We start from the raw sequence: 20,472 nt of genomic DNA, 5'->3' as shown, positions 1-20,472 counted from the left end.
GGCCGAGACATACTTAACAGCAATCGCTACAATTCTATGCAAATACGCTTGAAATGGCGAAAGCTACAATTTGAATCAAATTTGCCGAAAATACATCCAAGTTTTGAAAAGCGCTGTTGTCCTCTGCCGAGGTAGGGTCTGAGCAACATCAGATAGACGAGTTCGAATCGGCGACAAGACCGAGCGACATAGAGGATGGGCAAGGCAATGTGGTTTCTCATTAGAGCAGGGTTCTGGTTTTCGCTGGTTCTCATGTTTCTGCCGATTTTCGCCAAGCCAGAGGGCGCTCCACGGTCGGCTGACGAGCCTAAGGTAGAAGTTTCCGATGCTTTGTCTGCGGCGACTGGTATTGTGCAATATGTCGGAGCCATGTGCACGGAAAAGCCCGACGTCTGCCTGAAGGGCGGCGAAACGCTCACTGCGCTAAGCTATCAGGCTCGCGACGGCGCCCGCGTCGCCTACGATCTCTTGGGCCAGCATTTTAAGAACGACAAGTCGAGCGAGCAGGCACTGGCCGTTCAGCCTGCGCCGGCCTCCGTCAGCCGTGAAAAGGCGGCAGCCGAAGCACAGCCGATGCCCGCCAGGCGCCCGATCAACACGGAGACCGCCGATGCGGTCGTCACCGGCACGGTCAAGCTGCCATCTTATATTCCAGTACCGCTGCCGAAGCCCAGAACCTGATCTCCACCTGCATCGATGCCTCTCCTTATGCGTCGTGAGCTTGCCATCGCTCACGGCGTTCTTTTTTGTCATGGGTTCAAATCACCGGCCATTTCCCCTATATCCAAAGAGATAGACAATTGGACCGGCATGATGGCGACGCTTGAGCAGATCATTGAGGATTTTTCCTTCCTGGACGACTGGGAGGATCGCTATCGCTATGTGATCGAGCTCGGCAAGGAATTGCCGGATCTGCCGGAAGAGAAACGCACGCTGGAAAACAAAGTACAGGGCTGCGCCAGTCAGGTCTGGCTCGTTACTCACGCCGCCGGCGACCCGGAAAATCCGATACTGGCCTTCGAGGGTGATTCGGATGCGCATATCGTGCGTGGCCTGGTGGCCATCGTGCTCGCCACTTATTCCGGGAAGCGTGCTTCCGAGATCGCCGCGCTCGATGCTCTTGACGTCTTTGGCAAGATCGGCCTCGTCGAACATCTTTCCTCGCAGCGCGCCAACGGCTTGCGCTCGATGATCAAGCGTATTCGCGAAGAGGCGAGAGTGCGGGCGACGGCATAGATTTTGCCGCGCGCCTACAGCAAAAACCCGGCTCGAAAGCCGGGTTTCTTTTGTCGATGGCATCGACGGGTTCGGGAACCTCAGCGACTACCGCGCTTGCGGCGCTGGCCGAGACCCATTTCCTTCGCGAGACGCGAACGGGCTTCGGCGTAGGCGGGCGCAACCATCGGGTAGTCGGCCGCCAGATCCCACTTTTCACGGTATTCTTCAGGCGAAAGACTATGATGAGTCATCAGGTGGCGCTTCAACGACTTGAAGCTGCCGCCGCATTCCAGGCAGGTGATTTGATCGTCCTGTACCGATTTACGAACGGATACGGCCGGCTTCTGCTTTTCCACCACGGTGACGGCCGGAGCCGGAGCCGAGGTGTTGCTCAAGGCGGAATGTACGTCGGAAATCAGATTCGGAAGGTCGCTGACCGGGACTACATGATTGCTGACGTAAGCCGCCACGATGTCGGCGGTTAGCTCAACCAGCAAATCCTGGCCATTGCCAAGGGCCGTATCTGTCATTTTGTTCTCCTGTTCATCGGCTTGCCCACTGCGCCACGCCCCTACAGAGCACGCAACACAGCATTGCTTTAACGTTTTCGCATGATCCTTTTGAAAACTGTTCCGCTTCCAGGGATATGCGATGGACATTCCGCGTGAACGGCTTTGCCCATATTCGTAGCAGCCATCAGCAAAAAACGGGGCATTTCATGCCATATTGCCCGCGACACAAAATCCACCCCTAGACTTTGTACGACGAAACCCGTTCTTATACCGCTTGATGTAGAATCAGCGACGACGGAGGTAGGTCCGCCAATCCTTAACCAGAAGAAAGTTTTACCCGCCGTTCTTCAAAAGAAAGATCAAAACATTGGGCACTTAAAGCCGGCTGAGACTAACTCAACATCAAAACTCTACTTGAATCTGGATTACCACTCTTTATCCAAATGTCCAGTTTTTAATTCTATCATTTCTTTGTAAAATTCTCATCTATTAAAAATAGGTAACTAACGGGCAGAATTTGTATTCACTTTTCTAGCAATCCACACGTTTGTTAGCTTTTAATTTCGAAAGAACGTCGCTTGATCTCGTCCCTCAAGAGATCGTCGCGCACCGATGGCGGAGACAGCCGTTGGCTGGATTTGTGGGCGGCGCGTGCCAAAAGATGGGCCGAAATCAGCGCGGTCAGAACGAAGAAAACAAAAAACCGCCGGTGCCCCCGCCGCATGATCGGAGCCGAAGCCGATAAGCACGACCAGCAAACCGAGAGAGGAGGCCGTCGAATAGGTGAGCATCAGCTTCAAGTCGGTCTGGCGGATGGCGGCAACGTCCCGACCAGCAATGTCACGCCACCGAAAACCGGCAGGATCATCTCCCAAGCTCTTGTGCGCCCATCGCTAAATTAAGCCGCATCAAGAGATAGACACCGGCCTTCACCATCGTTGCGGAATGCAGATAGGCCGACACGGGCGTCGCGCCTCCATGGCATTTAGCAGCCAGAAATCGAAAGGAACTGCGCAGACTTGGTAAAGGCGCCACCGAGTATCAGGACAAGCGTGGCGAGATAAACCGGGCTTTCGCGTAGCGCCCCGCCGGCCCTCAATAGGCTGGACATGTCCGCGGCACCGGTGACCTGCCAGATCAGTGACAGACCTGCGAGCAGCTGGCAGCCCTCCTCCGCCGGTGACGGCAAGCGCCTGCAGGGCAGCGCGCCGCGCGGCCTCGCGCTGGTGAACCCGATCAGCAGGAAAGAGGCGATTAAGGTCAACTCCCAGAAAACGAACAGCGTCAGGAAACTGTCCGACGCGACAAGGCCAAGCATCGAGCCCATGAACAGGAAGATGAAGGAGAAAAAGCGGCTCTGGTCGGCATGCCGGTTCAGGTAACCGCCTGCATAATGGACGATCAGTGTACCAATGCCGGTGATCATCAGCGCAAATGTAAGTGACAAGCCATCGAGCAGCCAGGAAAAGCGCAAGTTCAAACTCGGCACCCAATGGAGGCCTTCCTGGACATTATGGCCGGCGGCAATGGTGGGTAGAAAGCCCAAGAAATGCAGAAAGGCGAGTGCCGGAAAAAGCGAAAGGGGCCAGGCAGCATTGTGGCCGAGATAGCGGACGGTGGTGGGCACGGTGATCGCACCGAGGAGGGGCAGACACAATGCCAGGAATGTCAGGCCGGTGACGCTTTCCATGTCTCCTCCCCGCTGGACGATCACACGGAATCCGGCCAAGCCGAAAGTCCATAATTGGGATAGGCTAAAGGCTGAATTGTCTCAAGCCCTGCGCGAGATAAACCGGAGGGTAAACCACTGGAATTGCTTTTTCGACATCAGAGCCGGATGGTCATGCCATGGTGTTTGAGGCGGAAAAATAGGGCAACCGATTAGCTGGCGGGAAAAGCGGCCACGTCAAATCCGGGAACCAGCGTCGATCGCTGTCCCTCGATGATCTCTTCCATCGCCAGCCGGCCGAGCAAGGGCGCTAGAATGATGCCTGGGTGGGCGACGGCGACATAGATGCCCTCGGCGCCTGGCAGAAAGCCAAGCCTCGGAAACCCATCGGCGAACACCGGACGATGGCCAATGACTGCCTGCTGCAATTCGACACCGTCCGGCAAAGCGAGCTTTCGTCTCATCGCATCTAGCAAGCGATATCCGATGGCCACCGGCCTGCTGTCCTCGGAATCGCCGCCGTAGCTTGCGGCGGATAGCAACGAATGGTCGGGCCGCTGGCGAAGTTCCAAATCGGGGCCGCGGAGAATGTGATTGAGGAAGGGCCGGTCGGCGGAAAATTGCAGTAGCACGGCGGGCGAGCTTTCGACGCCGATCGCCAATCCGAACGAAGAGATCAGCATGTCGACCGATGTGCCAATGGCCAGGACGACGACTTCAGCCGAAACGCCTTGCTCTGCCGTGCGCACACCGGCGATCCGACCGTCGGACGTTTCGAGAGCGATAATCTTCTGATCGAAATGCGCCGTGGCTCCGAAAGCAATCGCCGCACGCACAAATGTCTGCGTGAGCTGCGTCGGATCCAGCGCCAGATCGTCGGGAGAAAACGCTGCGCATTCCGGCACATCGCGAAGTTCCGGCTCCCACCAGGCGATCGTCTTGGCGTCAACCAACTCGACCGTTGCGCCCGCAGCCTGATGTTCTTGTACCAGCGCCTCCGTCTCCGCGGCTGTCGCACGCCAGGTCAGCGAACCGGAGCGCGCATGCTGCAATGCCTCCGGAAGAGCGACCTTTAAACGTTGATATTCGCTGATCGCCTCGCGCCTGATGCGGTAATTTCCATAATTCGTCGTTGGATCGCCGTTGATGAGATTGACCCAGCCAAATGCCTTGCCGGTAACGCCTGCAGCAGGCGCCGGACCTTCATCGAACAAACGCACCCGCGCTCCGCGGCGTGCCAGATGATAGGCAATCGATGCCCCGACAATCCCTGCGCCGATGACGGCTATCTGCATTTTCAGAAGATGCAACGGAGGATACCCGCGATGAAAATCACGTTTCAGATCTACCATCGTTTGGATAGCGTCAGGGTATGACGCGGGAATGACTAGCGAACTAGATACGCAGTTCCATGCAGGTCAGATCCAGCCAGCGACCGAACTTTGTACCAACTTCCGAAAACTGACCGACGACGCGGAAGCCGAGCTTTTCATGCAGACGAATGGAGGTAGCGTTGCCGGTCTCGATGGCAGCGATCATGATGTGGACATTGCCCGCGGCAGCACGGGCGACAAGTTCACGCAGCAAACCTTCGCCAATGCCGAGACCGCGCTGGTCCTTGTCGACATAGACGGAGTTTTCGACGGTATGGCGGTAGCCCTCGAAAGCGCGCCAATCGCCGTAGGAGGCGTAGCCGGCGACCTTGCCGTCCTTTTCCGCGACGATGACCGGAAAGCCTTTCGCCTTGCGCGCTTTAAGCCACTCCACGCGGTTGTCGACGTCAACCAGCGTGTCATTCCAAATCGCGGTCGTGTGCACGACCGCGTGGTTATAAATCTCGCAAATCGCAGGCAGATCAGCCTCGGTGGCATCGCGAAGCAGTACGGCTTGGTCCATAATCCCGTTTTCCGATTATTTTAAGATATGATCGCGGCATACTCCGCCATATGGGTGAAGTAAATCTGCCATTCCTGCATGGCTCGCAATCAAACCGTAACGAATTGAAGCTATTTTATTATCATTCTCAGAATCACTATGGAATTTTTGCTGGAAACTGCGCTATTCCTAGCTGGTTTGCAGATCCCGCCTCCCGGAAACCGCAATGCTCGCCCGCCTGACTGCCTTCCTGCTCATTTCTATCACGCCGGCGCAGGCCGCCGACTGGTGGTCCTATGAGAATGCGCGGTTTGGCTATGCGATCGAACTGCCGTCGGAATTCCGCCTTTCGGCCCGTCCCGACAATGGCGACGGACTGACCTTGACGCCGGCCGATCAGTCCGCACGGCTGCTGGTTTTCGGCACCAACATCCTCGATGGCGACTTTTCAACGGAAGCGAATACCCGCATGGCGCGCGCCAAGGATGACGGCTGGCAGATCTCCTATTCGAAATCGAACTCGCATGGCATCAGCTTCTCGGGCACCAAGCAGGGCCGCATCGTCTACGTGCGTGGCGTGGCGCTGTGCAATGGCGGCGCCGCCTTTTTCCAGATGGATTATCCGAAGACGACCATGCAGCGCTATGACGCCGTCGTCATGCGACTTGTGCGCAGCCTGCGCCCGACGAAGAAATGTGTGTCGACGACCCAAATTGTCAAAAGTTTTCCGGTGACAGGCTGAAACAGGTCAGCACCGCTGAATAATGCACGGCGGCGGCGGTAATGACGAAGCCGTGCCAAATGGCGTTCTGGAAACGCAGCTTCTCCCAGATATGGAAGACTACGCCAAGCGAATAGATGATGCCGCCAATCAAGATCAGCAGCATCGAGGCGAACGGTATATGCGAGGAAACATCCCTGGCCACCAACACGCCGCTCCAGCCCATGGCGAGATAAAGCAAGATCGCCAGCCGGTCGTGCCGCCCCGGAAAAATGCATTTCAGCGCAATGCCGAAGGCGGCGAAGACCCAGATGGCGATCAGCATGGCAAAGAGGAGCGGATCATCCGCGCCACGCTCCAGGAATGGCGTATAGGTGGCGGCGATCAGCACGAAGATTGCGGAATGATCGAAACGTCGCAGAAACCACTTTGTTTGCGACACCGGCCAAAGATTGTAGGCGAAAGACATCGCCAGCGTTAGGACAAGGCCGACGCCATAGATCCAGGCCGCGGCAATCTCGCCATAAGAGCTCCACACCGTCGCATAGAAGATCAACACGGTCGCGCCGATGAGAGCAAAGACGACGCCGACGCCGTTGACGATGCTGTCAACGATCACTTCATATCGGTCATAAGCCCAACGGATGCCCCCGAACTCGGCCATGCATACGTGTCCCAATTGGTCGACACAAGGGTTGATCGTCGCATCTCACAGCGACCGAGGCAACCGCCCCAAACGAGCATACGGGTAAATCTTCGTAAATGGTGAGGCCGCTCGAGAAGCCTGCTGTCAACGCGTAGCGAACGCTCAATCCGCAATTTCTAGTCTTCTGTGAACAATCAAAATCCGCCATATCTAAAATTAAGTACAGCAGGCCAGAGGATCTAAAGAGGTGCACCAACCGGCGAAAGCTCTTAGGACCTGCTATCGGCGGTGTTTTCGTCGCCCACGCCGGTTGCTCTCTCCCACAACATCGAGGTTCGAACACTCCCATGACCGAAACCGCTCACTCCTACGCGCTGACGCGTCCCGCCTATGTCGGGCAGTCGCATCTTGTCGTCACCGACCTGGCGGTGGTGTCGCGCTTTTATCAGGACATACTGGGCCTGAAGGTCATCGAGAAGACCGAGAGCGGCGAGGTGCTGGGCGTTGCCGGCTTGCCGCTGCTGACGCTGACGACGGATCGCGCGGCCGTGCGCGCGCCGCTGACGGCGGCCGGCCTGTTTCACACCGCCTTTCTGATGCCTGATCGCGTCGAGCTTGCCCGTTGGCTGCGGCACGCGGCGCATAATAACGTCGCCCTCGAAGGCGCTTCCGACCACGTCGTCAGCGAAGCGATCTATCTTTCCGACCCCGAGGGCAATGGCATCGAGATCTACGCAGACCGGCCGCATGAACAGTGGAAATTCCATGGCGACGGTACGGTTGAGATGGCGACGCTCAGGCTCGATTTGCAGAAGCTATACGAAAGTGCGCCGCAGGACCGCTGGGACGGCATGGCCGAAGGTTCGGCGATCGGCCACATCCATTTGCAGGTCGGCGATGTCGCGGAGGCAAATGCCTTTTATCGCGATGTGCTGGGAATGAAGGTGATGGCAGCTCGCTATCCCGGTGCAACCTTCCTCGCAACCGGCGGCTATCACCATCATCTCGGCGCCAACACCTGGAACAGCCGCGGCGCCGGTGTCCGTTCCGAACATATGACCGGCCTTTCCGACTACACGCTGCGTTTTAACGACAGGGACGCGCTCGACAAGGCAGTGGCAGCACTGGCCGCTCACGAGATCAAAACGGAAAGGCGCGACGGTGGCCTTTCGCTGCGCGATCCCTGGGGCATTGGGCTGAATCTGATCGGCTGATCGCGTATCCCCTAACTTACGATGTCAAAGGTCCGGTCCGGAACCAGCACGGACCTCCCGCGTTTGCATACCGAGGCAACGGGGTTCCGGGACATGTCCGGCATGGATATCGCCAACGGCATACGCAAACAGACGCGCAGATTGACGTTGGCGCGCGAAGGGCGCTCCAGTGCCTGGGTAGACGCGTTGCGGGCAGATACCGAACAAATGGATAGTACCGCACCCTCAAAGCGGATCGAGAAGGACGGGCTCGATGTTGCGTCTGCCTGGGCTGTCATCGGCATCTTCCTCGCCCTGGCGCTGGCGGGCGTCTACATGATGTCGATCATCCTCATCCCGCTGACGCTAGCCGTCGTCGTCGGCATGATCCTCGGGCTGGTCGCGGAAAGGCTCAGCAAGCTTGGCGTGCCGCGCATCCTCAACGCCGTTCTCTTGTCATCAGCGGTGGCGCTGGTCATCTTCCTGATCATTAATTCGCTCGCCGGACCGATGGCGACGCTCGCGCATGAAGGGCCCGACGTGTTCCAACGCACCGTCGATCGACTGATGCCCTATCTCGAGGGGATCAAATGGTTACACATCACACCGCAAACCTTTGAAAGCGGGCCGATGTCGATCAATGTGCTGCTTGAAAATGCCGGCAATGTGCTGCATGTCCTCGCCAACAGCCTGACGCCCGCCATTGTCCAAGGCCTTGTCTTTTTCGCGGCGTTGATGCTATTCCTCGCCGGCCGCATCAGTCTGCGCAAAACGATCATTATGACTTTCTCCACCAGAACATCGCGACTGACGGCGATCCGCGTCATCAATGCCGTGGAGCAGATGCTTGGCTTCTACTTTGCGACCGCCGCGCTGATCTATGCTGGCATCGGCGTCGTGATGACGGCCATCGTCTATGTCAGCGGTATGAGCGTGCCGATCCTTTGGGGCATCTTTGCCTTTCTCTCCAGCTTCGTTCCTTTCGTCGGCATCGCGACGATAACAGCGGCACTGGCGATCGCCGGCATCATCACCCATGACGATATCGTCCCCGGGCTCGCCCCCGCCATCGCCTTCTTCTGCGTCCATCTCGCCGTGGAGAACCTAGTTTTTCCAGCGGTCATGGGCCGGCAGTGGGAGCTCAATCCCTTCGTCGTCTTCATTGCCATCATCTTCTGGACCTGGATGTGGGGCGCCGTCGGGGCCATGCTCGCCCTGCCGCTCTCGCTGATCGTCATGACCGTGATCAACGAGCTGTTCTTCGAAGAAAAGGCGCAGCCGCAACTGCCCCAGTGAGGACGTCAGCTAAGGGTTGTTGTCGCCTGATGAATGCCTCCGCCACGAGAGCATCCAGCCCGGCTCAGTTCGTCGTATCGTCATCGCCCTGCTCGGGGATATCCTGCAGGCGGACGAACTGCACACCCTTGGCCTTCAACGCCAAAATGCTTGCGGCCACGCCTTCGCCCGCGGCGTGGGTCGGCTGGTTGATATGCGAGATGATGACATCGCCATCCTTGGCGGCAGCATACTGCTTTTCCACCATCTTGGCCGGCAGCAGGGAGCCACTGTCGCCGTTCACCGAATAGCCGGCGATGCGGTAGCCCATGCCGCGAATCTGGGCGATGGCAGAGAGGCTATATTTGGCCGTGGCGCCCCGGAACCAATGCGGCTGCGGAATGCCGGCGGCAATCATGGCATCGGAGCCGCCTTTGACTTCCTGCGCGACCGCCTGTGGCGATCCTGCCGCCGGAATGCCATAGACCTTGGTCGGGATGTCGACCGCCGGAATATGATTCTGGCCATGATCCTCAAGTTCGAAGATGTCGGGATGAGCAAGGAACACGGCGAGCGTTTCCGGGTTAGTCCGCAGCCAGCGGGCGGTGACGAAGATCGTCGCCGGGATGTGTTGATCTACCAATGTGTTGAGGATGCGCGGATCGGTCTTGCCCATGCAGGCGTCAAAGGTCAGGGCGATACGCGGCGCGCCTTTGCCGGCGCGGGTGACGTGCAAATGGGGCTCGACCAACTTGACGTTTGAAACCGGTGCCTTCGGCGGAAGCTGCGGCCACACAACGGGCTTGGCCACGGATTCGGCGGCAAAAGCCGCCGGAACGGCAGCGAGCACGAATGCGGACGTCAATAGAAAACGGTTCATCAGGCAGCCAACGGTCGGATCGAATGAAATGAAGTCTGGCGGAAAGAGCGTAAAATTGCCATGGCCCTACCGCCATGCCCGCAATCGTCCGGCAAGGCGACGGAAATATGGCAATCTGGCCGCAACGCCGCTTATTGCCCATCACAAATGCGCCATCGGTCATTCTGCGGCAGTCGCGCCCATGGCGTGCTATTATTTATGTTACGATTGATGCAAAGCCAGCCCATCACTATCTGCATATTTTTCTGTGCTCCCAAAGGGAAATATCTATGAGCCGTGATCCCTATGACATTCTGGGCGTAAAGCGGGACGCCCCGCAAAAAGACATTCAAAGCGCCTATCGCAGGCTTGCGAAAAAACTTCATCCCGATCTCAACCCCGGCGACAAACAGGCCGAGGACAAGTTCAAGGAAGTCTCCGCGGCCTATGGCATCCTTGGCGACGAGGACAAGCGTGGTCGCTTCGACCGTGGCGAAATCGACAGCAGCGGTGCGGAGCAGCCGCCACGCAGCTATTATCGCGACTATGCGACGACCGAAGGCCAGCGTGGCCCGTACCGCAACGCCGGTGGATTCGCCGACTTCGGCGATGCCGACGATATACTTTCCAGCTTTTTCTCACGTCGCAGCCGAGGCCAGTCAGAAATGCAGGGTCAGGATCGCCACTATTCCATGGAGGTCGATTTTCTCGACGCCATCAACGGCGCGAAAAAACAGATCAGTCTGCCGGACGGACCGGCACTCGACGTACAGATACCGCCGGGAACCCGTGACGGGCAGACGCTGCGCCTGCGCGGCAAGGGCGATCCGGGCTTTGGTGGTGGTGCGCATGGTGATGCCCTGATCGAGATACGTGTCCGCCCCCACCGCTTCTTCGTTCGCGACGGCGACGATATAAGGCTGGAATTACCGATTTCCCTTGCGGAGGCGGTGCTCGGCGGCAAGATCCGTGTGCCCACGCCCTCCGGCCCGGTCACCGTCACGCTTCAACCGAACTCCAACACCGGCAAGGTCTTGCGGCTGAAGGGCAAGGGAGTGCCAAAGCGTGGCAAAGAAAGCGGCGACGCCTATGTTTCGCTGAAGATCGTCTTGCCGGACGCACCGGATGCCGAGCTTGCAAACTTCGTTTCCGAATGGCGGGCCGGCAAAGCGCATGATCCCAGAAAGACCATGGGAGGCTGAGCGATGAATGAAAGCGAATTTCGTTTGCGCCTTGAGATCGACGACACCGTCCTTCAGATCTGGATCAAGCAGGGCTGGCTCGTTCCAGAAACCACAGACGGCGGCCCGCATTTTCGCGATGCGGACCTGGCGCGCGGAAAGCTGATCCTGGACCTCGTCAACGCAATGGGCGTCAATGAGGCGGGCGTCGATCTGGTCATGGATCTGGTGGATCAGCTGCATGGGCTCCGGGCGACGCTACGCGACCTGACGGACGCAGTCTGTCACCAGAACCCCGATGTACAGGAGCATATACTCTCCGAACTCTATCGACTGGAGCGCCAAAGCCGGCGCTGAAGGCATCAGTCGTAGAGATAATATTTCTGCCAGCTGCCGCGCGGCACTTTGTCGCCGCACTTATAGGAGAGATGGTACGAATCTCGCTTGCTGCGAAAGACTGCACCGGGAGCATTCATCGAATCCGGCGTCATATCCGGGTCGCTGAACGTATAGGCGATCACCTTATCCGGTTTGAAGCCGATCTTCTCTGTGCTGATACGTTTCATAGCCTCAGCATCGCAGCTTTGCTCCATCCGCTCGGACGGGTCGAGCTTTTGCAATTGCTTTTTCATGGTCGGATCGACGGCGAAAGCGGTAGTCGCGACGGAGACCAATGGCACAAGAATGGCAATGAATTTCAGCATGAATACCGGTCCCTTGGTTATTTCCGGGCTAAAGCGCCTCGCGATCTCTGAGATTCGCTCCTTGCGCTTTGGGCTCTTGTTTTTGCGCATGTCGTTGTCGCAAAACCGCGGCGACATGCTTTAGGCGGCGTCTGCTCCACCAGGGAAAGCGACCCGAGCCGCCCTCGTTCTCGGCGCAATGCTAAGCGGACTTCGTTAAAGAATGTGGTCGCATCAAAGGAGCGCTCACTTTCAAATGGAATGAGATGAAAGCGAGCGGGGATGTTTCGGATTCAAGAAGTCGGAACGTCCCTCGTGCGTTCGAATGAACACATGGCGCTCCAAGCGGGCTTTAGTGCCTTTAACAGCTCGATTGGAACTTGGCGTCATCCGCTTGCCTGAGGCTCGAGCGGACACTTGCCGCTTGAACCCCACGCGAGCGCCCTCTATCTCTTCTTCACCTCATTTCCGACTTTCATCCCGGAGAAAGCCTTCTCGTGTCTTCATTCAAGAACCTCCCCACCCCGCCCGCCGCTGCGAAAAAGCCGATCACCGACACGCGCCACGGCATCAGCCGCAGTGACGATTATGCCTGGCTGCGCGCCGATAATTGGCAGGCGATGTTCAAGGACACTTCGATCCTCGATCCGGAAATTCGCGCGCATCTGGAGGCCGAGAACGCCTATATGACCGCAGCGATGGCGGATACGAAAGAGCTGCAGAAGGTACTTTTTGCCGAAATGAAGGGTCGCATCAAGGAGGATGACAGCTCTGTGCCCGTCAAAGACGGCCCCTATGCCTACGGCACGCTCTACGTCACCGGTGGCGAGCAGCCGCACTATTTCCGCGAGGCACGCAACGGCGGCGAACGCAAGCTGCTTCTGAACGGCGACAAGGAAAACGAGGGGAAGTCCTATTTCCGGCTATCCGGCATCGACCATTCCACCGACCATAGCCACGGCATCTGGGGCTATGACGACAAGGGCTCTGAATATTTCACGCTGAAGGTCCGCAACCTTGATACCGGCGAAGACCTCGCCGACGTGATCGAGAATACCGGCGGCGGCGGTGTCTGGGCACCCGACGGCAAGAGCTTCTTCTATACACTCCAGGACGAGAACCATCGCCCATCGAAGATCTTCCATCACATCATCGGCACGCTGCAGTCGGAAGACCGTCTAGTCTACGAGGAAGAAGATTCCGGCTTCTTTATGGGTGTTGGTGGTTCCTTGCTGGATGACTACATCTTCATCGACATCCACGATCACGAGACCAGCGAATACCGCATTATTCCGACCTCGGATCTCATGGCCGAGCCGAAGCTGGTGGCCGCGCGCGATACCGGCATCGAGTATGAAATGGCGGAAGGCGGCGATGTCTTCTACATTCTCACCAATGACGGCGACGCCAAGGATTTCAAGATCATGGAAACGCCGGTCGACAATCCGGGCAAGGAGAACTGGCGCGATGTCGTGGCACACAAGCCCGGCACGCTGATCCTCAATCACATGGCCTTTGCCCGCCATCTCATATGGCTGGAGCGCAAGGACGGCTTGCCGAGGATCATCATCCGCGATCGCCGATCCGGCGAAGAACACGCCATCGCCTTCGATGAAGAGGCCTATTCGCTCGGTCTGCAGGGCGCCGCCGAATATGACACCGATGTCATCCGCTTTTCCTATTCCTCGATGACGACGCCGAGCCAGCTCTACGACTACAACATGGTGACGCGCGAGCGCACTCTGTTGAAGACGCAGGAGGTTCCGTCTGGTCACAATCCGGATGACTATGTCACGCGCCGCGTCTTCGCTCCCGCCTGGGACGGCGAACAGGTGCCGGTGACCCTACTCTATCGCAAGGCTACACCGCTCGACGGCTCCGCACCGTGTCTGCTCTACGGCTACGGCGCTTATGGCATCACCATTCCCGCTGGGTTCAACACCAATTGCCTGTCGCTCGCCGATCGTGGCTTCGTCTATGCCATCGCCCATATCCGCGGCGGCAAGGACAAGGGTTTTGCCTGGTACGAAGACGGCAAGATGGACAAGAAGACCAATACCTTCAAAGATTTCATCGCCGCAGCCGACTATTTGAACGAGGAGAAATTCACCTCCCACGCGAAGATCATCGCCGAGGGCGGCTCAGCCGGCGGGATGCTGATGGGCGCCGTCGCCAACATGGCGCCGGAGAAATTCGCCGGCATTATCGCCGCCGTGCCCTTCGTCGACGTCCTCAACACCATGCTGGACGACACCCTGCCGCTGACACCGCCGGAATGGCCGGAATGGGGCAATCCGATCGACAGCAAGGAAGAGTATGACCAGATCGCCGCCTACAGCCCCTATGACAATGTCGGCGAAAAGCCCTACCCTCCGATCCTGGCACTGGGCGGCCTGACCGATCCGCGCGTCACCTATTGGGAACCCGCAAAATGGGTGGCCAAGCTGCGTGAGAAGACCACCGGCGATGCCCCTATCCTCCTGAAAACCAACATGGATGCCGGCCACGGCGGCGCCTCGGGCCGCTTCCAGCGTCTGGAGGAAATCGCCTTCGAATATAGCTTCGCCATCAAGGTCGGTGGGAAGATCTAGTGAAAGTTTGGGAGGAGCCCATGCCGGTCTACGTGGCCCTGCTGCGTGCCGTCAACGTCGGCGGCACCGGCACGCTGTCGATGGCGGATTTGAAGGCACTTTGCGAGGAGATCGGCTTTACCGACGTGAAGACCTATATCCAAAGCGGCAACGTGCTTTTCCGCTGTGATAAGGACAAGGCGGCGGTTCAGAAGAATCTGGAAGAAGCGCTGACGCTCAAGATGGGCAAATCACCGGGCGTGATCCTGCGCAGCCGCAAAGAGCTTGAGGCCGCCGCAGAAGGCTCGCCCTTCCCGCATGCCAAGCCGAACTATCTGCTCGTGAACTTCCTTCCGGAGCATCCACCGGCGGATGCGCTGGACAAGTTGGTCGCGCCCGGCGGCGAAGAGGTGCATATCGCGGGTAAAGAAATCTACGTTCATTATCCCGACGGCTCCGGGCGCTCGAAATTGAAGCTGCCGGCACTGAAGGTGGGAACGTCGCGGAACCTCAATACGCTGCGAAAGCTGGTGGAGATGGCACGGGAGATGGAAGGCTAAGGGCGCGTCAGAAGGGTTTCGTAGTCGCAGCTACCGGAAAGTATATCGGTGATACAGACCGCAGAACCTTCGACTATGTAGAGAATAACGTAACGATGCTCTTCTCGAAGACGGCCATGCGAATTCCAGGCCCCAATCGTCGCGGCGACCCCGCCAAACAGGGCATCGCCAAACTTTTCGCGGCGCCTGCAGATACGATCTACATATCCTTCGCTCGTCTGGATATTCTGGCTTTGCTGCAGCACACAAGCGGCGATGTCGACAAGGTTTTCAACTGCTTCCGAACGGCATTGGACAGTTTGTCGCTCCATGGGTCAGCGGTGCTTTTCAAAAAACGCACCAAGCAGTTCCTTGACGTCTTCCCCAGTCAAATTGGGCCTCGGATCGCCCAGTGAGGCTTTTGCCCGCGCCCGGATCGCGGCGATCCTTTCTTCGTATTCCGCTTCCTCCCGCAGCTAAAGCCGCATTGCTGCGCGAAGGACCTTTCTCGTGGAGGCGTAAGCTCCGGCGTCGACGCGACTTTTGATCGCAGCCACCATTTCGCTTGGAAGTGTGACGCTCAATTTTTCATTCATGTCGCATTCTCAAATCATTGGCCCAACTCATTGGCGGGATAACGTAGGATATCATCCTAATTCTCACGAGCCTTGCGCCGCACCCTCGCCAGTCCTACCTTAAGCCTATGAGCTCACCCCTTCACGACAAGGCAGTGTTCAATGCGCTGCCGATACTGTTTGACAATAGCTATGTGCAGCTGCCGCCACAGTTTTTTGTGGAACAGGTGCCTGTGCCGGTCGCAGCGCCGCGCTTGATCAAATTCAATACTACCTTGGCACGCGATCTCGGGTTGGACGCCGATGCGTTGGAACGGGATGGAGCAGCAATCTTTTCCGGCAACAAGCTCCTGCCGGGTTCCCAGCCGATCGCGATGGCCTATGCCGGCCACCAGTTCGGCGGTTTCGTGCCGCAGCTCGGGGATGGCCGGGCGATCCTGCTCGGCGAAGTCGTCGACGACCGCGGCAGGCGTCGCGATATCCAGCTCAAGGGTTCCGGACCCACGCCGTTTTCGCGACGTGGTGACGGGCGAGCCGCACTCGGGCCGGTGTTGCGCGAATATATCGTCAGCGAAGCCATGCATGCGCTCGGCATTCCGACGACACGAGCACTGGCGGCGGTGACCACAGGCGAGCCCGTCTATCGTGAAGAAGTGCTGCCGGGTGCGATCTTCACCCGCGTCGCCGCAAGCCATATCCGAGTCGGCACTTTCCAGTACTTCGCCGCGCGCGGCGATAAGGACAGCCTGCGCATCCTCGCCGACTATGTCGTCGACCGGCATTATCCGGAAATCAAGGACAGAGGGAACCGCTATCTCGCGTTGCTGGAGGCTGTTGCCGATCGACAAGCGGCCCTGATCGCCCGCTGGCTGCATATCGGTTTCATCCATGGCGTGATGAATACCGACAATATGACCATTTCCGGCGAGACGATCGACTACGGCCCTTGCGCCTTCGTGGACACCTACCATTCGGCGACCGTTTTTTCCTCGATCGATCATCATGGTCGTTACGCCTATGCGAACCAACCGGCGATCGGCCAATGGAACATTGCCCGGCTGGGAGAAACGCTGCTGTCGTTGATCGACCCGTCGTTGGACACGGCCGTTGACCTGGCGAACGCAGTGATCAAGGCCTACGGCGAGCGTTTCCAAACCGACTGGCTTGTCGGCATGCGCGCCAAGCTCGGCCTTGCGACCGAAGAAGGCGACGATCTCGATCTCATCCAGGCGCTGCTCGCGCTGATGCAACAACAGGAGGCGGATTTCACGCTGACTTTCCGACGGCTCTCCGACCTTGCTGAAACTGACGACAGCGAAGCCACTTTTGCCGCCAGTTTCAAGGATCCGGATTCCGCTGCGCCATGGCTGGCGCGTTGGCGGGAACGGGTCAAACGTGAACCGCAATTTCCCATTGACCGTACGCGCGCGATGCGGCAAGTGAATCCGGCTTTCATTCCGCGCAACCATCGAATCGAGCAAGCGATCGAAGCGGCGGTCGAAGATGGCGATTTTTCACTCTTTGAGGCGCTGCTCACCGTGCTTGCCAAGCCATATGAGGACCAGCCGGCCTTCGCGCCCTATGCCGATCCGCCACAGCCGGCGGAGCGGGTGGTGCACACCTTCTGCGGAACATAAGAGAGCCTTAGCACACAAGCTCCGGACAGGCTTACAGAGTCATCGTCGCGCCAACCTAAAGGGAGACATGACGATGAAAGTTCATCACAGCACCCAGAGTTTTTTCAGCAGCCCGATAAAGAGCCAGCAGGATACGGATTCTGACGACAGTACGCCATTCATGCTACCCGATTACAGCGACAACCAGCAGAAGCAGGCGCCGTCACTTACGTCTAGTGGCGTCCCCTCCTCCATTTCATCGGTCTTTTGGCTCAGCCAGAGCGGACAAACGGCGCCTTCCACATCCGACGTCGATCAGAACAGCTGATCGGCTCCTAGTATCAATAGTTCGGTTTCGTCGAGCGATACATCCGGCCAGGATATCTTGGACGAATTTGCCAAGTGGGCACACATGACACCTGCTGAAAAAATCCGCGCCCAATATCTCGAAAAATACAATCTGACGGAAGATTCTCTCAAGAATCTGCCACCAGCTGAGCAGAAGGCAATCAACGATCAGATCACCGCTGAGATCAAGCAGCAGCTCGGCGGAAATAATCAGGCCGACGGCGGCGGCGAAGCGGACAGCACCGCCGCTGCCTATCCATCGCTTGAGCTTCCTCGAAACGACATCAAGGCGATACGATCCTGATTCACATCCAGATCGAATCGCCTTGATTTTATTGTTCACATTTCAAGACGCTACTATTTTGTCCCCACCATGCCCACGATAATCTTGGCGACTTCGGCGAAGACTGCCTCGATATCCTTTGCGGGTGCGGTTGCTTCGGCGACATAGGTGGTGACGAGGATCGGGCCACGGTCAGTCGGCCAGATGACTGCGACGTCAGCATAGGAGCCATTCTGACCGGTGCCGGTCTTGTCGCCAACCTTCCATTCCTTCGGCACGCCGGCGCGCAGGCGTGCATTCCCGGTGGTGTTGTTGACCAGCCAGTTCGACAACTGGTCGCGCGAAGTCTCTGACAAGGTATTGCCGAACGTCAAAAGCCCGATCGTATCCAGCATGGAATCGGGCGTCGTGGTGTCGCGCGGATCGCCCTTGATTGCTTGATTGACATCGGGCTCTTTGCGATCGAGCCGAGTTTCTGTGTCGCCGATCGTGCGTAGCCATGCCGTCAGCGCTGACGGTCCCCCGAAGCTGTCCAGCAGCAGATTGCCGGCTGTATTGTCGCTCAGTGTAATTGCGGCCCCACAAAGCTGGGCGATCGTCATGCCGTCCGTGCCGGCGTGCTTTTCGGTCTCCGGCGAATAGGTGACAACTGCGCCCTTGTCGAAAGTGACACGGCGGTCGAGCTTCTCGACACCCTGATCGACACGGGCCAGCACGTAACCAACGGCGAGCGCCTTATAGGTGCTGCACAATGGAAACCTCTCCGCTTCGCGTTGGCCGAGCGAAATGTTTGTTTCCGTATCCAGCACCGAAACACCGAGGCGACCACCCGTTTTCTTTTCGAGATCCGCCAATTGCTTGTCGGCATCATCCGTCAATTGAGAATCATCGGGACCCTGGTCGTCTTCCATGTCCTGATTGTTGTCGGGTGCATCGGATTTATCCCGAGTATCGGATGCATCGGGCGGCGGGGTGGTAGCGTTGGGGCTTTTGCTGGCGCTGGCGCCCTGCGCAAAGAGAGCTTTTGGCGCAAATGTCAGAACAGGAAAAAGCGGCACTGAGCCTGCCAAGAGGCGGCGGCGGGTAAGCAGTATGGGCATGCGGAAGCCTCCAGCAGAATCAAGCGGATTCTGAACTACGCGAGGAATATGGCAAGCCTCGGACGCGCCCAGCTTCCAGCCGACCTTATGCTGCTTTTATGGTCGTGACTTCAACTGTGACATGCGACAATTCGTGGATGCCGACCAGCCGCGCTTTATAGAAGGCGGCATCGCGCGGCTCCGGTGTTACCACGGCGACGATCGCCGCATGATGACCTGGACCGACCTGCCAGACATGCAGATCGGTGATGCGGTCGGCACCCGTTTCGATGACCTCTCGGATCTCATCCGGTAAGTCCTCGCCCGGCGGGATGAAGTCGAGCAGGATTGCACCCGAGTAACGCAACAGGCTCAAAGACCATTGCAAGATCACCAGGCCTCCGACAATGCCCATGAGCGGATCGAGAAAAATCCAGCCGAAGCGGCTACCGAGCAGAAGAGCGACAATAGCTAGAACCGAGGTCATGGCGTCGGCGATGACATGGACATAGGCGGAGCGTAGATTATTATCCTTGCCGCCGTGACCATGGTCATGGTGATGGTTGTGGGCATGGTGATGATCATGTCCGTGCCCGTGGGAATGCCCATGATGGTGATGATCATGATCGTCCCGCAGCAGCCAGGCGCTGACAAGATTGACGACGAGGCCAACCGCCGCAATCGCAATCGCCTCGCGGAAATTGATCGCCACCGGATTTTGCAATCGCAGCAGGCTTTCCCATCCCATCAACAGCGCGATCATGGCGAGGATGATGGCGCTGGCGAAGCCTGCGAGATCGCCGAGTTTGCCTGTGCCGAAGGTGAAGCGCGAATTATGTGCATGGCGACGGGCATAGAGATAGGCCAAGGCGGAAATCAGCATAGCGCTGGCATGCGTCGACATGTGCCAACCATCGGCAACCAACGCCATAGAGCCGTATAGCGTGCCGGTGCCGATTTCGATCACCATCATCACTGTCGTCAGCGCAATGACCAGCCAGACGCGGCGTTCATTCCGGCTGTGATCGGCGCCCAAAAATACGTGACTATGCATCAACGCATCCGAAGAAGTACTCATGAGGTCGGTCTCCCGTTGGACTTGCCAAGGCCTTGATCAGCGCAGATAGGTCTTCAGCACATCGGATATTTCATCGACCGCCTGGCGGCGAGCCGACTCGGTTTCGGCTTGGAGCACATGCTCCTGCAGATGATCTTCCAATATCTCGCCGGTCAGTCCCGCCAGGGCGCCGCGGATGGAAGAGAGGAGCTGTAAGATCTCCCCACAGGGCCGCTCGGCATCCAACGCTCTCTCCACCGCCTCCATCTGCCCTTTGAGGCGACGAACCCGGGAAAGAAGCTTGGCTTGCTCACGAATGGTATGGGACATATCGGCCTCACATATAATATAGGGGGGTATACTATATTTTCGGTCGAGAGAAAACCCGCGCTGTGCGATGCGCAGGTGCGGTTGACTGACGCGTGGTCGTTACCCTGATTGTCGGATCAAGGCGTGCGCGAGCGAGGGCATGGACAGGGGAATCGCATTTGAAAAAAGGTGTGGCGGTTTGATGTGATATGGATTCTTTAGGGAGCTCTGTTTTGGAGCTTTCTGATGGTTTCGCTTATCACG

Annotated in this window: 25 protein-coding genes and 1 pseudogene; 12 read left to right on the top strand and 14 right to left on the bottom strand. The window is 57.9% G+C overall.

All coding sequences use genetic code 11. The features are described from left to right. The first annotated feature begins 207 nt into the window (after positions 1-207). Both PY650_RS01625 and PY650_RS01620 read left to right on the top strand, forming a co-directional pair. Positions 208-681: a DUF5330 domain-containing protein gene (locus PY650_RS01625; protein WP_285877334.1), complete on the top strand. Its 474-nt coding sequence runs from the start codon at positions 208-210 to the stop codon at positions 679-681. A 132-nt stretch (positions 682-813) separates the two neighbouring features. Further along, on the top strand, positions 814-1,236 hold the full coding sequence (locus PY650_RS01620; protein WP_285877333.1) for a SufE family protein: 423 nt from the start codon (positions 814-816) through the stop codon (positions 1,234-1,236). 80 nt (positions 1,237-1,316) lie between these two features. Here PY650_RS01620 and PY650_RS01615 read toward each other — a convergent pair whose 3' ends face one another. From PY650_RS01615 to PY650_RS01590, 6 genes and pseudogenes are all read right to left on the bottom strand, one after another. Beyond that, positions 1,317-1,748 (bottom strand): Ros/MucR family transcriptional regulator, encoded by a 432-nt coding sequence (locus PY650_RS01615; protein WP_104822432.1) that lies wholly within the window; start codon positions 1,746-1,748, stop codon positions 1,317-1,319. A gap of 532 nt (positions 1,749-2,280) precedes the next feature. Further along, positions 2,281-2,430 (bottom strand): annotated as a pseudogene (locus tag PY650_RS01610) (monovalent cation/H(+) antiporter subunit G); the annotation flags it as partial. Positions 2,431-2,594: 164 nt separating this feature from the next. Then, positions 2,595-2,693, bottom strand: a complete 99-nt coding sequence (locus PY650_RS01605) for a hypothetical protein (RefSeq protein WP_285877332.1) — start codon at positions 2,691-2,693, stop codon at positions 2,595-2,597. A gap of 22 nt (positions 2,694-2,715) precedes the next feature. Then, positions 2,716-3,420: a proton-conducting transporter transmembrane domain-containing protein gene (locus tag PY650_RS01600; RefSeq protein ID WP_285877331.1), complete on the bottom strand. Its 705-nt coding sequence runs from the start codon at positions 3,418-3,420 to the stop codon at positions 2,716-2,718. Positions 3,421-3,611: 191 nt separating this feature from the next. Next, positions 3,612-4,709 carry an NAD(P)/FAD-dependent oxidoreductase gene (locus tag PY650_RS01595; protein WP_285877330.1) on the bottom strand — a complete coding sequence of 366 codons (1,098 nt, stop codon included), beginning with the start codon at positions 4,707-4,709 and terminating at the stop codon, positions 3,612-3,614. An 85-nt stretch (positions 4,710-4,794) separates the two neighbouring features. Then, entirely contained in the window at positions 4,795-5,295 is a 501-nt protein-coding gene (locus PY650_RS01590; protein WP_285877329.1) for a GNAT family N-acetyltransferase, read from the bottom strand. Positions 5,296-5,500: 205 nt separating this feature from the next. On the opposite strand from PY650_RS01590, the gene PY650_RS01585 reads away from it, so the two are divergent. Further along, the gene (locus tag PY650_RS01585) at positions 5,501-6,016 is read left to right on the top strand and encodes a hypothetical protein (RefSeq protein WP_285877328.1); all 516 of its coding nucleotides are present in this window, start codon (positions 5,501-5,503) and stop codon (positions 6,014-6,016) included. Here PY650_RS01585 and trhA read toward each other — a convergent pair. Beyond that, the gene (gene trhA / locus PY650_RS01580; protein ID WP_285877327.1) at positions 5,991-6,659 is read right to left on the bottom strand and encodes a PAQR family membrane homeostasis protein TrhA; all 669 of its coding nucleotides are present in this window, start codon (positions 6,657-6,659) and stop codon (positions 5,991-5,993) included. The genes PY650_RS01585 and trhA overlap by 26 nt on opposite strands. A 329-nt stretch (positions 6,660-6,988) precedes the next feature. Here trhA and PY650_RS01575 point away from each other — a divergent pair, with 329 nt between their 5' ends. Next, on the top strand, positions 6,989-7,855 hold the full coding sequence (locus PY650_RS01575; protein ID WP_285877326.1) for a VOC family protein: 867 nt from the start codon (positions 6,989-6,991) through the stop codon (positions 7,853-7,855). 102 nt (positions 7,856-7,957) lie between these two features. Next, positions 7,958-9,130 carry an AI-2E family transporter gene (locus tag PY650_RS01570; RefSeq protein ID WP_285877561.1) on the top strand — a complete coding sequence of 391 codons (1,173 nt, stop codon included), beginning with the start codon at positions 7,958-7,960 and terminating at the stop codon, positions 9,128-9,130. Between the two features lie 64 nt (positions 9,131-9,194). Here PY650_RS01570 and PY650_RS01565 read toward each other — a convergent pair whose 3' ends face one another. After that, the gene (locus PY650_RS01565) at positions 9,195-9,989 is read right to left on the bottom strand and encodes a polysaccharide deacetylase family protein (protein WP_285877325.1); all 795 of its coding nucleotides are present in this window, start codon (positions 9,987-9,989) and stop codon (positions 9,195-9,197) included. Positions 9,990-10,258: 269 nt separating this feature from the next. Here PY650_RS01565 and PY650_RS01560 point away from each other — a divergent pair, with 269 nt between their 5' ends. Both PY650_RS01560 and PY650_RS01555 read left to right on the top strand, forming a co-directional pair. Then, positions 10,259-11,170, top strand: a complete 912-nt coding sequence (locus tag PY650_RS01560) for a DnaJ C-terminal domain-containing protein (RefSeq protein ID WP_285877324.1) — start codon at positions 10,259-10,261, stop codon at positions 11,168-11,170. 3 nt (positions 11,171-11,173) lie between these two features. Next, the gene (locus PY650_RS01555; RefSeq protein ID WP_285877323.1) at positions 11,174-11,506 is read left to right on the top strand and encodes a chaperone modulator CbpM; all 333 of its coding nucleotides are present in this window, start codon (positions 11,174-11,176) and stop codon (positions 11,504-11,506) included. Positions 11,507-11,511: 5 nt separating this feature from the next. Here PY650_RS01555 and PY650_RS01550 read toward each other — a convergent pair whose 3' ends face one another. Next, complete coding sequence (locus tag PY650_RS01550) at positions 11,512-11,853, bottom strand: DUF930 domain-containing protein (protein WP_285877322.1); 342 nt, start codon at positions 11,851-11,853, stop codon at positions 11,512-11,514. A 476-nt stretch (positions 11,854-12,329) separates the two neighbouring features. Here PY650_RS01550 and PY650_RS01545 point away from each other — a divergent pair, with 476 nt between their 5' ends. Both PY650_RS01545 and PY650_RS01540 read left to right on the top strand, forming a co-directional pair. Then, a complete protein-coding gene (locus PY650_RS01545; protein WP_285877321.1) occupies positions 12,330-14,423 on the top strand; it encodes a S9 family peptidase in 2,094 nt (697 codons plus the stop codon). 20 nt (positions 14,424-14,443) lie between these two features. Further along, positions 14,444-14,962, top strand: coding sequence for a DUF1697 domain-containing protein (locus PY650_RS01540; protein ID WP_285877320.1), 519 nt, complete (start codon positions 14,444-14,446; stop codon positions 14,960-14,962). Here PY650_RS01540 and PY650_RS01535 read toward each other — a convergent pair. Both PY650_RS01535 and PY650_RS37095 read right to left on the bottom strand, forming a co-directional pair. Next, positions 14,959-15,273, bottom strand: a complete 315-nt coding sequence (locus PY650_RS01535; protein ID WP_285877319.1) for a hypothetical protein — start codon at positions 15,271-15,273, stop codon at positions 14,959-14,961. The genes PY650_RS01540 and PY650_RS01535 overlap by 4 nt on opposite strands. Positions 15,274-15,417: 144 nt before the next feature. Next, positions 15,418-15,537 carry a ribbon-helix-helix domain-containing protein gene (locus PY650_RS37095; RefSeq protein WP_349644471.1) on the bottom strand — a complete coding sequence of 40 codons (120 nt, stop codon included), beginning with the start codon at positions 15,535-15,537 and terminating at the stop codon, positions 15,418-15,420. A 107-nt stretch (positions 15,538-15,644) separates the two neighbouring features. Here PY650_RS37095 and PY650_RS01525 point away from each other — a divergent pair, with 107 nt between their 5' ends. The 3 genes from PY650_RS01525 (at position 15,645) to PY650_RS01515 (ending at position 17,784) form a co-directional block, all read left to right on the top strand. After that, the gene (locus tag PY650_RS01525; protein WP_285877318.1) at positions 15,645-17,153 is read left to right on the top strand and encodes a protein adenylyltransferase SelO; all 1,509 of its coding nucleotides are present in this window, start codon (positions 15,645-15,647) and stop codon (positions 17,151-17,153) included. 73 nt (positions 17,154-17,226) lie between these two features. Further along, positions 17,227-17,460: a hypothetical protein gene (locus PY650_RS01520; protein ID WP_285877317.1), complete on the top strand. Its 234-nt coding sequence runs from the start codon at positions 17,227-17,229 to the stop codon at positions 17,458-17,460. Between the two features lie 57 nt (positions 17,461-17,517). Further along, positions 17,518-17,784, top strand: coding sequence for a hypothetical protein (locus PY650_RS01515; RefSeq protein ID WP_285877316.1), 267 nt, complete (start codon positions 17,518-17,520; stop codon positions 17,782-17,784). A 53-nt stretch (positions 17,785-17,837) separates the two neighbouring features. Here PY650_RS01515 and bla read toward each other — a convergent pair whose 3' ends face one another. The 3 genes from bla to dmeR all read right to left on the bottom strand — a co-directional run bounded on the left by bla (position 17,838) and on the right by dmeR (position 20,229). Continuing rightward, positions 17,838-18,863 (bottom strand): class A beta-lactamase, encoded by a 1,026-nt coding sequence (gene bla / locus PY650_RS01510; RefSeq protein WP_285877315.1) that lies wholly within the window; start codon positions 18,861-18,863, stop codon positions 17,838-17,840. 85 nt (positions 18,864-18,948) lie between these two features. Next, on the bottom strand, positions 18,949-19,920 hold the full coding sequence (gene dmeF, locus PY650_RS01505; RefSeq protein WP_285877314.1) for a CDF family Co(II)/Ni(II) efflux transporter DmeF: 972 nt from the start codon (positions 19,918-19,920) through the stop codon (positions 18,949-18,951). Positions 19,921-19,956: 36 nt separating this feature from the next. Continuing rightward, positions 19,957-20,229 (bottom strand): Ni(II)/Co(II)-sensing transcriptional repressor DmeR, encoded by a 273-nt coding sequence (gene dmeR, locus PY650_RS01500; protein WP_285877313.1) that lies wholly within the window; start codon positions 20,227-20,229, stop codon positions 19,957-19,959. Positions 20,230-20,472 lie beyond the last annotated feature (243 nt).

It is taken from the genome of Martinezella calliandrae (genome assembly GCF_030272695.1).
In the GTDB taxonomy this organism is placed as follows: Bacteria; Pseudomonadota; Alphaproteobacteria; order Rhizobiales; family Rhizobiaceae; genus Rhizobium; species Rhizobium calliandrae.
Note: the sequence above shows the minus strand (reverse complement) of the source record. Positions and strands in the feature narration are given on the sequence as shown.

Coding starts and splice junctions, on each gene's coding strand:
- PY650_RS01625 (WP_285877334.1), top strand. CDS start 208: ATGTGGTTTCTCATTAGAGCAGGGTTCTGGTTTTCGCTGGTTCTCATG.
- PY650_RS01620 (WP_285877333.1), top strand. CDS start 814: ATGGCGACGCTTGAGCAGATCATTGAGGATTTTTCCTTCCTGGACGAC.
- PY650_RS01615 (WP_104822432.1), bottom strand. CDS start 1,748: ATGACAGATACGGCCCTTGGCAATGGCCAGGATTTGCTGGTTGAGCTA.
- PY650_RS01600 (WP_285877331.1), bottom strand. CDS start 3,420: ATGGAAAGCGTCACCGGCCTGACATTCCTGGCATTGTGTCTGCCCCTC.
- PY650_RS01590 (WP_285877329.1), bottom strand. CDS start 5,295: ATGGACCAAGCCGTACTGCTTCGCGATGCCACCGAGGCTGATCTGCCT.
- PY650_RS01585 (WP_285877328.1), top strand. CDS start 5,501: ATGCTCGCCCGCCTGACTGCCTTCCTGCTCATTTCTATCACGCCGGCG.
- trhA (WP_285877327.1), bottom strand. CDS start 6,659: ATGGCCGAGTTCGGGGGCATCCGTTGGGCTTATGACCGATATGAAGTG.
- PY650_RS01575 (WP_285877326.1), top strand. CDS start 6,989: ATGACCGAAACCGCTCACTCCTACGCGCTGACGCGTCCCGCCTATGTC.
- PY650_RS01570 (WP_285877561.1), top strand. CDS start 7,958: ATGGATATCGCCAACGGCATACGCAAACAGACGCGCAGATTGACGTTG.
- PY650_RS01565 (WP_285877325.1), bottom strand. CDS start 9,989: ATGAACCGTTTTCTATTGACGTCCGCATTCGTGCTCGCTGCCGTTCCG.
- PY650_RS01560 (WP_285877324.1), top strand. CDS start 10,259: ATGAGCCGTGATCCCTATGACATTCTGGGCGTAAAGCGGGACGCCCCG.
- PY650_RS01555 (WP_285877323.1), top strand. CDS start 11,174: ATGAATGAAAGCGAATTTCGTTTGCGCCTTGAGATCGACGACACCGTC.
- PY650_RS01550 (WP_285877322.1), bottom strand. CDS start 11,853: ATGCTGAAATTCATTGCCATTCTTGTGCCATTGGTCTCCGTCGCGACT.
- PY650_RS01540 (WP_285877320.1), top strand. CDS start 14,444: ATGCCGGTCTACGTGGCCCTGCTGCGTGCCGTCAACGTCGGCGGCACC.
- PY650_RS01535 (WP_285877319.1), bottom strand. CDS start 15,273: ATGGAGCGACAAACTGTCCAATGCCGTTCGGAAGCAGTTGAAAACCTT.
- PY650_RS37095 (WP_349644471.1), bottom strand. CDS start 15,537: ATGAATGAAAAATTGAGCGTCACACTTCCAAGCGAAATGGTGGCTGCG.
- PY650_RS01525 (WP_285877318.1), top strand. CDS start 15,645: ATGAGCTCACCCCTTCACGACAAGGCAGTGTTCAATGCGCTGCCGATA.
- PY650_RS01520 (WP_285877317.1), top strand. CDS start 17,227: ATGAAAGTTCATCACAGCACCCAGAGTTTTTTCAGCAGCCCGATAAAG.
- bla (WP_285877315.1), bottom strand. CDS start 18,863: ATGCCCATACTGCTTACCCGCCGCCGCCTCTTGGCAGGCTCAGTGCCG.
- dmeF (WP_285877314.1), bottom strand. CDS start 19,920: ATGAGTACTTCTTCGGATGCGTTGATGCATAGTCACGTATTTTTGGGC.
- dmeR (WP_285877313.1), bottom strand. CDS start 20,229: ATGTCCCATACCATTCGTGAGCAAGCCAAGCTTCTTTCCCGGGTTCGT.